Origin of the sequence: Streptomyces sp. C, assembly GCF_000158895.1 — a bacterium.
Lineage (GTDB): Bacteria > Actinomycetota > Actinomycetes > Streptomycetales > Streptomycetaceae > Streptomyces > Streptomyces racemochromogenes.
Map to the genome: position 1 here is coordinate 2362710 of NZ_GG657750.1, position 10691 is coordinate 2373400.

Here is a 10691-nt window from a genome sequence, read left to right on the forward strand (position 1 = left end):
CCCGGGGGGGTGCCCGGCGGATCACGGCCGGACGGTGCGGGTCTCCCCGGCCGCCGCCGGGACGTGCCGGGGGTCCCCCGTACGGAGTCCGGGCGGGCCGGGCCCGGCCCGGGCGGAGTTCCCGATTCCGGCACATCGGCCGTTACCGCTCGCCGGTGCGGGGGCCGGGGCCGAAACGGCTTGGAGGGGGCCGGGGGGCATGGCAGTCTGCCCGCATCGTCCGTACACCGCGTTCCCCGCCCCGTACGCCGCAGACCCCAAGGACGCCGCCAGGTATGAGCACACCCCCGAACCCGCCCGGGACCCCGTCCGGTCCGCCGCCCGAGCCCGAGGCCCCGCCCATACCCGAGCCGACGAAGCCGTCCCTGGAGAAGACCCCGCAGGATGGCGCCGCCCCGGCGGAGCCAGCCACCCCGCCCACGGAGGCCCCGGCGGCCGGGCCCCCGGAGCCGGAACCGGCGAAGCCCTCGCTGACGAAGACCCCGCAGCCCTGGGCCGCCCCGACGGAGCCCGCCACCCCGCCCAGGGACACCCCGCCCACCGAGACCCCGGAACCGGCGAAGCCCTCGCTGACGAAGACCCCGCAGGAGGGCGCCGCCCCGGCGGAGCCCGCCGCCCCGCCCGCGCAGCCGGGCCCGTCGCCGGCAGAGGCCCCGGCCCCTGGGCCCGCCGCTGCCCCCGCGCCGGGCGGGGAGTTCAACCCGTGGGCGACGCCCGCCCCCGGAGCCGTCCCGCCGCCCGCCGCCGCGTGGGGGCCGCCCGGGCAGGCCCCGACTCCGCCCTACGCCGCGTACCCCGGCTACCCCGGCTACCCGGGCCACCCCGGATTCGCCGCGTACCAGCCCGTGCCCCCGGCGCCCTCCAACGGGATGGCCGTCGCCGCGCTGGTGCTGGGTCTGGTGGCGGTGCCGGTCGCCCTCGTGCCGTTCGTGTTCTGGATCGGCACGCTCCTCGGGGTGACCGCCGTCGCCCTCGGCATCGCCGCCTTCGTGCGCGCCCGGGCCGGCGCCCCGCGCAAGGTGATGTCCCTCTTCGGCGTCGCCCTCGGCGTCCTCGGCCTCGGCGCGAGCGTCGGCGGCTGGCTCTTCACCGTCTCCCTCGTCGACAGGGCCGTCGACCGCGCCCGCCACGCCGCCTCGGTCGAGCCGGACTGGGACGAGGACGAGGACTGGGACGAGGACTGGGAGGACGGCGGGGACTGGGAGGGGGACCCGCACCCCACGCCCCCGCCGGGCCCCGGCATGACCACCCCGCTCGACTTCGGCCGCACGTACACGTACCCCAACGGCGTCAAGGTGACCGTCGAGGCGCCCCGGAAGTACACCAGCGGCAGCAAGTGGATCGACGTGGTCAACGCCGTCGAGGTGCCCTTCACCATCACCAACACCTCCACCGAGCCCCTCCGCGTCGTCCACGCGATCCCGGAGGTCCGCGACGGCAAGGGCAGCACCGGCAACCTCGTCTTCGACGGCCGGATGCCGAAGCGCGTCGACCGGGTGCTCGAACCCGGCCAGACGGCCTCCGGCAGTGCCGCGTACGAGCTGCCCGGGGGCACCACGCACATCAGCGTGGAACTGTCCCCCGGCGTCATGCTGCCCCCGGCGAAGTTCAGCGGCCCCCTCAACCAGGCGCCGACCCGCCCCTGAACCACCCCTGAACCACCCCGAACGGCCGGGGCCCAGGACATCGCCAGGACATCGCGTCAGAAAGACGATTAGACTGGGCCCCGTGCCTCAACTTCGCCTCGCTCTGAATCAGATCGACTCGCAGGTCGGCAACATCGCCGCCAACGCCGACTCGGTCGTGCACTGGACGCGGCACTCCGCCGAGCAGGGCGCCCACCTGGTGGCGTTCCCGGAGATGACGCTGACGGGCTACCCCGTCGAGGACCTGGCCCTACGGGCGTCCTTCGTCGACGCCTCCCGTACCGCGCTGACCGCGCTGGCCCGGCGGCTGGCGGACGAGGGGCTCGGCGGGCTCCCCGTCGTGGTCGGCTACCTCGACCGCAGCGAACGGGCCACCCCCCGGCTCGGCCTCCCCGCCGGCTCCCCGGAGAACGCCGCCGCCGTGCTCTACGGGGGCGAGGTCGTGCTGCGGTTCGCCAAGCACCACCTGCCCAACTACGGGGTGTTCGACGAGTTCCGGTACTTCGTGCCCGGCGACACCCAGCCCGTCGTCCGGGTCCACGGCGTCGACGTCGCCCTCGCCATCTGCGAGGACCTCTGGCAGGAGGGCGGCCGCGTCCCCGCCACCCGCTCCGCCGGGGCCGGACTGCTGATCTCGATCAACGCGTCCCCGTACGAGCGCAACAAGGACGACGTACGCCTCGAACTGGTCCGCAAGCGCGCCCAGGAGGCCGGCTGCACCCTCGCCTACGTGGCGATGATCGGCGGCCAGGACGAGCTGGTCTTCGACGGCGACTCGATCGTCGTCGACGCCGCCGGCGAGGTCGTCGTCCGCGCCCCGCAGTTCTCCGAGGGCTGCGTCCTGGTCGACCTGGACCTCCCGGCCGCGCGCCCCGACGCCCCCGAGGGCGTCGTCGACGACGGCCTGCGCATCGACCGCGTGATCCTCTCCGAGGAGCCGCTGGAGGCGTACGAGCCGGTCGTGACCGGCGGCTACGCCGAGCGGCTGGACGACGACGAGGAGGTCTACGACGCGCTGGTGGTGGGCCTGCGCGCGTACGTCGGCAAGAACGGCTTCCGCTCCGTCCTCATCGGGCTCTCCGGCGGCATCGACTCGGCGCTCGTCGCGGCCGTCGCCTGCGACGCGGTCGGCGCGCAGAACGTGTACGGCATCGCCATGCCCTCGAAGTACTCCTCCGAGCACTCCGAGGGCGACGCCGCCGATCTCGCGGCGCGGACCGGGCTGAACTTCCGCACCGTCCCGATCGCACCCATGTTCGACGCCTACATGGGCTCGCTGGGCCTGACCGGCCTGGCCGAGGAGAACCTCCAGTCCCGGCTGCGCGGCACCCTGCTGATGGCGGTCTCCAACCAGGAGGGCCACATCGTGCTGGCCCCGGGCAACAAGTCCGAGCTGGCCGTCGGCTACTCCACCCTGTACGGGGACTCCGTCGGCGCCTACGGGCCGATCAAGGACGTGTACAAGAGCGACGTCTTCCGGCTCGCCCGCTACCGCAACCGGGCCGCCGAGGAGCGGGGCGAGACCCCGCCCATCCCGGAGAACTCGATCGTGAAGCCGCCGAGCGCCGAGCTGCGGCCGGGGCAGGTGGACACGGACTCGCTGCCGGACTACCCGGTGCTCGACGCGATCCTCGCCCGGTACGTGGACCGGGACCAGGGCCTGGAGGAGATCGTCGCGGCCGGTTTCGACCGGGAGCTCGTCGCGAAGACGCTGCGGATGGTGGACACCGCGGAGTACAAGCGCCGCCAGTACCCGCCGGGCACCAAGATCTCCGCGAAGGGCTTCGGCAAGGACCGCCGGCTGCCGATCACCAACGGCTGGCGCGAGCGGCCGTAGGCCGTACGGGGCCGGCCGCCCCCGGGGCCGGCCACCCGGGGGCGGCCGGCGCCGACGCCGCTTCCGCTCCCGCTACTTCCGTACGGTCAGCCGGGCGGCGACCGGCAGGTGGTCGCTGCCCGTGCGCGGCAAGGTCCAGGAGGCCACCGGCTTCGCCCCGCGGACCATGATCTGGTCGATGCGGGCCATGGGGAACTGCGCGGGCCAGCTGAAGCCGAAGCCGTTGCCGGCGGCGCCCTGCGTGGAGCGCATCTGCGAGGTGACCTCGGACAGGGCGCGGTCGTTCATGGTGCCGTTGAGGTCGCCGAGCAGGATGACGTTCTTCAGCGGTTCGGCGGCGAGGGCCGCGCCGAGCGCGTCGGCGCTGTTGTCGCGCTGGTTGGCGGTGAAGCCGGCGTTGAGCTTGACGCGGACCGAGGGCAGGTGGGCGACGTACACGCCGATCTCGCCGAAGGGGCTCGCGACGGTGGTGCGCATGGCGCGGGTCCAGCCGAGCCGGATGTCCACGGGCCTGCTGGAGGTCAGCGGGTACTTGCTCCACACGCCGACCGTGCCCTCGACCGCGTGGTACTTGTACGTGCCTTCGAGGGCCTTCTCGTAGACGGGGACGGCGCCCGCCTTGAGCTCGGTCAGGGCCAGGACGTCGGCCTTCGACTTGGCGACCGCCTCGGCGGTGCCCTTCGGGTCCGGGTTGTCGGCGTCCACGTTGTGGGCGGCGACCGTCAGGTTGCCGCCGGAGCCCGACTTGTCGGTGACCAGGCCGCCGAAGAGGTTCACCCAGACCGCGGCCGTCAGCAGTATCGCGATCAGGGCGGTCGCGGACTTGCGGATCACCGCGATGGCCAGCAGCACCGGTACGAACACGCCCAGCCAGGGCAGGAAGGTCTCGGTGAGGCTGCCGAGGTTGCCGACGTCGTTGGGCAGCTCCGCGTGGAAGATCATGATCAGCGAGATCAGCGCGGCGAACCCGGCGGTGACGATCCCGCGCTTCCAGATGCCCCGGTCACGGCGCAGCTCGGCCAGCCGGCGCTTCAGTCCGGATCCGGAGGGCCCGGGCTCGGAGCCGCCGTTCCCCGTCTCCGTCATGTACGCCTGTGCCATGCCCATTCCTCGCTGCCGTGCTCGCGCTCCGTCCCCGCCCCTTGACCCTAGGCGATGACGGGAGCCTTCCGTGCCGACCTCGCGGCCGTACAACCGGGAGGACGAACGGCCGTGCGGCAAGGGTTCCGGTTGTCACGAAACGCGCACATTGGCTCCGGCGCGCCCGGAGGCGGGCCGGGAGTGTGACGGACGGGTCAGCGCGTCGCGGCTCCGCCACTTCCGCCGACGGCCGGACCAGTGCCACCATGGTGGGTGAGTCCGGGGACGCCGTGAGGGCGCCTCGAGATGACACAAGGAGCAGTTGCAATGACGCATGCCGTTTCGCCTGCCCGCGAAGCCGCCTCCCCCACCCTGTACGGAGGCACGGGCACCCGGCGGATCACCGTCCGCGACCTCATGCTCGCCAAGGAGCGCGGCGAGAAGTGGCCCATGCTCACCGCGTACGACGCCATGACGGCGTCCGTGTTCGACGAGGCCGGCATCCCGGTGATCCTCGTCGGTGACTCGATGGGCAACTGTCACCTCGGCTACGACACCACCGTCCCCGTGACGATGGACGAGATGACCCTGCTGTCGGCGGCCGTCGTACGGGGCACCAGCCGTGCCCTGGTCGTCGGCGACCTGCCGTTCGGCTCCTACCAGGAAGGCGCCGTGCAGGCGCTGCGCAGCGCCACCCGGCTGGTGAAGGAGGCCGGTGTCGGGGCGGTCAAGCTGGAGGGCGGCGAGCGCTCGCTGCCCCAGACCGAGCTGATCGTGCAGTCCGGCATCCCGGTCATGTCCCACCTGGGCCTGACCCCGCAGTCCGTGAACGCCATGGGCTACCGGGTGCAGGGCCGCACCGACGAGGCCGCGCACCAGCTGCTGCGCGACGCGAAGGCGGCGCAGGACGCGGGCGCGTTCGCGGTGGTCCTGGAGCTGGTCCCGGCCGAGCTGGCCGCCGAGGTCACCCGGTCCCTGCACATCCCGACGGTCGGCATCGGCGCCGGCTCGGAGTGCGACGCGCAGGTGCTGGTGTGGACCGACATGATGGGCCTGACGGGCGGGAAGATGCCGCGTTTCGTGAAGCAGTACGCGAACCTGCGGCAGACCATGGGTGACGCGGCGAAGGCCTTCGCCGAGGACGTGGTCGGCGGAACGTTCCCGCAGGAGGAGCACGCCTTCCACTAGGGGGTGTTGCGAAAGTCCTGTGCGGTGCTCGCGGTGTCCGGTGCGTGCTCTCGGCGCGCCGGGCGAAGGCCCTCGTACTGGGCGTACTCGGGACTTCGACCGGTGCGGCGAGAGTGCGTGCCGGGCGCCGTGGGCGCCGTGCGGGACTTTCGCAACACCCCCTAGTCCCGCGAGCGCCGGCCGGCGCCACCGGACGACCGGTACCGACAGCCGCCGACAGCCCGCCGACAGACCCGTCGGCGGGCTGTCGTTCGAAGTCGGCTCGGCCGTCGGTGGGCTGTCGGTCGGCTGTCGGAGCTTTGTCAGTGGCGGCTGGTCCCATGGTGGACATGACGCGAAACGACAAGAAGCCCAACGCCGTGGAAGTGCGGGGGCTGGTCAAGCACTACGGCGAGACCAAGGCCCTGGACGGGGTCGACCTGGACGTCCGCGAGGGCACCGTGCTCGGTGTCCTCGGCCCGAACGGCGCCGGCAAGACCACCCTGGTCCGCTGCCTGTCCACCCTGATCGTCCCCGACGCCGGCACCGCCACCGTCGCAGGCTTCGACGTGGTCCGCCAGCCCCGGCAGCTGCGCCGCACGATCGGCCTCACCGGCCAGTACGCCTCGGTCGACGAGAAGCTCTCCGGCTGGGAGAACCTCTACATGATCGGCCGGCTGCTGGACCTGTCCCGCAAGGACGCCCGGGCCCGCGCGGACGAGCTGCTGGAGCGGTTCTCCCTCACGGAGGCCGCGAAGAAGGCCGCGATGAACTACTCCGGCGGCATGCGCCGCCGGCTCGACCTGGCCGCCTCGATGATCGGCCGTCCGGCGGTGCTCTACCTGGACGAGCCGACCACCGGCCTGGACCCCCGCACCCGCAACGAGGTGTGGGACGAGGTGCAGCGGATGGTCGCCGAGGGCGCCACCGTCCTGCTCACCACCCAGTACATGGAGGAGGCCGAGCAGCTCGCGAACGAGCTGACGGTCATCGACCGCGGCAAGGTCATCGCCAAGGGCAAGGTCGACGAGCTGAAGGCCCGGGTCGGCGGCCGCACCCTGCGGATCCGTCCGGTGGAGGCGTCCGACCTGCCGGGCATGGCCCGCGCGCTGGCGGAGACCGGCCTGGACGGCGTCGCCGGCTCCCAGGCGGTGCCGGACGAGGGCGTGCTGCTGGTGCCGATCCTCAGCGACGAGCAGCTGACCGCCGTGGTCGGCCTGCTGGCCGCCCGCGGGTACGCGATCGCCGACATCGGCACGTACCTGCCCAGCCTGGACGAGGTGTTCCTGTCCATCACCGGCCAGAAGCCGGAGAAGGCCGAGGACGCCGCGCCCGCCCGGAAGACCGAGACGGATCAGGAGGTCGCGGCATGAGCACCGTAACCACGACGAAGCCCAGCACCACCGCGGCCGCCACGGCCGCCTCCCCGCTGCCCGGCGAGGGCCGGATCGGCCTGCGGGGCAACATGCGCCACATCGGCGCGCTCGTCCGCCGCAACGCCCTCCAGATCAAGCAGGACCCGGAGTCGATGTTCGACGTCGTGTTCATGCCGATCATCTTCACGCTGCTGTTCGTGTTCGTCTTCGGCGGCGCGATCTCCGGCAAGGGCAACAACGGCGAGTACGTCAACTACGTCGTACCGGGCCTGATGGCGATGATGGGCATGAACATCGCCATGGGCGTCGGCACCGGCGTCAACGACGACTTCAAGAAGGGCGTGATGGACCGCTTCCGGTCCATGCCCATCGCCCGGTCCTCGGTCCTCATCGCGAAGATCGTGGTCGAGCTCGGCCGGATGATGGTTGCCATCACGATCCTGCTCACCGTGGGCTTCGTCCTGGGCCTGTCCATCAAGTCCTCGGTGCTCGACCTGTTCCTCGCCATCGGGCTGTCGGCCGTCTTCGGCGCCTCGCTGATGTGGATCTTCATCCTGCTCGGTCTGACCCTGAAGACCGCCCAGGCGGTCCAGGGCATGGCGATGATCGTCCTGATGCCGCTCCAGTTCGGCAGCTCGATCTTCGCCCCGCCGACGACGATGCCCGGCTGGCTGCAGAGCTTCACCGACGTCAACCCGCTGTCCAACCTGGCCGACGCGGCCCGCGGCCTGATCAACGGCACTCCGCTGGGCAACTCCGTGTGGATCACCCTGGCGTGGTCGGTGGGCATCACCGCCGTCACCATGCCGATCGCGGTCCGCAAGTTCCGCCAGAAGACCTGATCCCGGGCGGCCGGTCCGTCCGGATCGCGTCCCGGACGGCACCGCACGGGGGAGCCGGCCGGATCAGATGAGGGCGGTGGCCTCCTCCAGGGAGAGGCCGCCGCCTTCGGCGTACGCGGCCTCGTACGCCGCGTCGCCCAGCGCCGCCCGCGCCCCCTCCTCGGTGTGGGCGGCGTCCTCGCGTTCGGAGGAGACCGGGACGTGCCCGGCCGGCAGCTGGGCGCGGTAGGCACCGACCAGCCGGGCGGCCTCGTACGCGCGCTCCGGGCCGCCGAGGCCCAGCCGGGCCACGGCGGCCGTCAGCAGGTACAGGGCCGGCATGTACGGGGCGACCATCATCGCCAGCGGGTGCCGGACGGCCCCCGCGGCCTCCCGGGCGAGCCGGAGGGCGTCCTCGTACTTGCCCTCCTTGTTGTCCAGCCAGGCCGTCGTGGAGAGCAGGAACACGTCGAAGACGGCGAACGCGCCCATCGCGAACTCCTCGCGCAGGAAGCGGATCTGTTCGCGGGCCTCGGGGATCCGGCCGGTGCGTCCGTAGACGGAGGCGAGGAACATGCGCGCGGCGGGCACGGACTCGTTGGCGAACCGCACGGTGGTGGTGAGGGTGTCGGTGAGGATCCGCTCGGCCTCCTCGATCCGGCCGCTCTCGACGAGGGAGCCGGCCATCCGCACGCGCAGCACCGTCACCTGCGCCTTGGCGCCGAGGCGTTCGGCGTGCTCGATCGCCGCGAGGTAGTCCTGGGCGGACAGGTCGTAGTCCCCGCGCTTCTCCCGGGACTCGGCGCGGGCCGACAGGGCCTCGGCGCAGCCCCAGTCGTCGCCGAGCTCGCGGAAGAGGGCCAGGCTCTCGTCGGCGTCGCGGGAGGCGTCGCCGGCCCAGTCGGCCCGGTTGGCGAGGATGTTGGCCCTCAGCTGGAGGCCGGAGGCGAGCTCCCAGCGGTATCCGAGCTCGCGGGCGGTGTCGATGGTGGCGTCCACGACCCGCTTGAGCAGGCCCGGGTCCCCGGCGATCATCACGGCGTAGATCCACAGGGAGGCCGGGGTGCGGCAGGTCTGCGGGAGGCCGGGCCGGTAGGTGGCGAGCACCCCGGCGACCTGCTCGCGGACCTCCGGGCTGTCCCAGTCGGTGTTCGTCTGGTCCCGGGAGGCGAGCCGTACGAGGTGCAGGGCGCGCCAGCCCTCGGCGAGCACCTCGCCGGAGTAGGGCGGGGGCGAGTCGACGAGCCGTTCGTGGACGGGCTCGGCGGGGGTGTGGGGCGGGAGGAAGGGGTCGGGGCCGAGTCCGGCGGCGGCGTCGGACCAGTGCCGGGACTCGGCGCGCAGGTCCTGCATGTGCCAGTACCAGCCGAGGGAGTGGACCAGGCACAGCGCCTCGTGGGCGTCGCGGGTGGCGACGGCGCGGCGCAGGGCGCTGCGGAGGTTCTCGTACTCGGTGGCGATCCGGTCGGCGGCCGCGCGCTGGCCGTGGCCGCGGAGCAGGGGTTCGGTGGTGCGGGCGAGTTCGCGGTAGTGGACGAGGTGGCGGTGCTCGGTGGCCGCGCGGTCGCCGCCGGCGTCGGCGTCGGCGTCGGCTTCGGCTTCGGCGAGGCGCTCGGCGGCGTACTCGCCGACGGTCTCCAGGAGGCGGTAGCGCATGTCGCCGGCGGGGCCTGGGGCGGCGACGACGAGGGACTTGTCGACCAGGGTGGCCATGGCGTCGGCGACGTCGACGTCGTCGTCGGCCCCCGCGCAGACGGCTTCGGCGGCCTCCAGGTCGCAGCCGCCCGCGAAGACGGACAGCCTCCGGAGCACGGCCCGTTCGGGCTCGTCCAGCAGCTCCCAGGACCAGTCGACGACGGCGCGCAGGGTCTGCTGGCGGGGCAGGACGGTGCGGGCGCCGCCGGTCAGCAGCTTGAACCGGTCGTCGAGCCGGTCGGCGATCTGGCGGGGGGTGAGCAGCCGCAGCCGGGCGGCGGCCAGCTCGATGGCGAGCGGCAGGCCGTCCAGGCGGCGGCAGATCTCGGCCGCGGCGGCCGGGTCCGCGGCGACGCTGAACCCGGGCCGGGCCGCGGCCCCGCGGTCGTCGAGGAGCCGCAGCGCGACGGGGTCCGGCAGGGGTTCGACGGGGCGCAGGAACTCCCCCGGCACGCCGAGGGGTTCCCGGCTGGTGGCGAGGATCCGCACGCCGGGGCAGTGGGTGAGGAGGCGTTCGGCGAGGTGGGCGGCGGCGCCGATGACGTGCTCGCAGTTGTCGAGGAGCAGCAGCATCCGGCGGCGGGAGCAGTGCTCGGCGAGCCGTTCGAGGGGGTCGTCCCCGCCGCGGTCGGTGAGCGCGCGCAGTTCCTCGGCGGCGGCGCCGCGCAGCTTGGTCTCGCGGGCGCCGAGCGCGGCGAGGACCGCCTCGGGGACGTCCTCGGGATCCTCCACGGGCGCGAGCTCGACGAACCACACCCCGTCGGGCCAGCCGTCGCCGTCGCCGGCGGTACGGGCGTGGGTCTCGGCGGCCTCCTTGCGAAAGCCGCGTTTTTCCCGGCCCCGCCCGGGGCCCCAATATGGTTGAACCAGCCGTGCCCCTGCCCAGGGTTGGTCACCGATTAACCCGGATGTTTCTTCCTTCCCGCCCCGTACCAAACTGGGTTCTAACCGAAGCCCCGCCAGTTTCCTCGGGATAACGGGGGGTGGGGGGGGGGGCGTTTGGGGCTTTTTGTTTTATGGATTCCTTTTTCTTTGGCCTTGTTTCCTGGGCGGTTTTTTTTTTTTTTTT

At 72.8% G+C, this 10691-nt stretch carries 6 protein-coding genes and 1 pseudogene; 5 read left to right on the forward strand and 2 right to left on the reverse strand.

What is annotated here, in order from left to right:
• The first annotated feature begins 275 nt into the window (after positions 1-275).
• Positions 276-1646 carry a DUF4190 domain-containing protein gene (locus tag SSNG_RS42000; protein ID WP_050779590.1) on the forward strand — a complete coding sequence of 457 codons (1371 nt, stop codon included), beginning with the start codon at positions 276-278 and terminating at the stop codon, positions 1644-1646.
• An 82-nt stretch (positions 1647-1728) separates the two neighbouring features.
• Complete coding sequence (locus SSNG_RS10450; RefSeq protein WP_007263790.1) at positions 1729-3483, forward strand: NAD+ synthase; 1755 nt, start codon at positions 1729-1731, stop codon at positions 3481-3483.
• Positions 3484-3555: 72 nt separating this feature from the next.
• On the opposite strand, the gene SSNG_RS10455 is transcribed toward SSNG_RS10450, so the two are convergent.
• Entirely contained in the window at positions 3556-4584 is a 1029-nt protein-coding gene (locus SSNG_RS10455; RefSeq protein ID WP_042800843.1) for an endonuclease/exonuclease/phosphatase family protein, read from the reverse strand.
• A 306-nt stretch (positions 4585-4890) separates the two neighbouring features.
• On the opposite strand from SSNG_RS10455, the gene panB reads away from it, so the two are divergent.
• From panB to SSNG_RS10470, 3 genes are all read left to right on the forward strand, one after another.
• Positions 4891-5751 carry a 3-methyl-2-oxobutanoate hydroxymethyltransferase gene (panB, locus tag SSNG_RS10460; RefSeq protein WP_007263792.1) on the forward strand — a complete coding sequence of 287 codons (861 nt, stop codon included), beginning with the start codon at positions 4891-4893 and terminating at the stop codon, positions 5749-5751.
• Positions 5752-6080: 329 nt separating this feature from the next.
• Positions 6081-7103 carry an ATP-binding cassette domain-containing protein gene (locus SSNG_RS10465; protein ID WP_042803256.1) on the forward strand — a complete coding sequence of 341 codons (1023 nt, stop codon included), beginning with the start codon at positions 6081-6083 and terminating at the stop codon, positions 7101-7103.
• A complete protein-coding gene (locus SSNG_RS10470; RefSeq protein WP_007263794.1) occupies positions 7100-7948 on the forward strand; it encodes an ABC transporter permease in 849 nt (282 codons plus the stop codon). The genes SSNG_RS10465 and SSNG_RS10470 overlap by 4 nt, the downstream gene beginning before the upstream one ends.
• A 63-nt stretch (positions 7949-8011) precedes the next feature.
• Here SSNG_RS10470 and SSNG_RS10475 read toward each other — a convergent pair.
• Positions 8012-10484, reverse strand: a pseudogene (locus SSNG_RS10475) (hypothetical protein); the annotation flags it as partial.
• Positions 10485-10691: the final 207 nt, after the last annotated feature.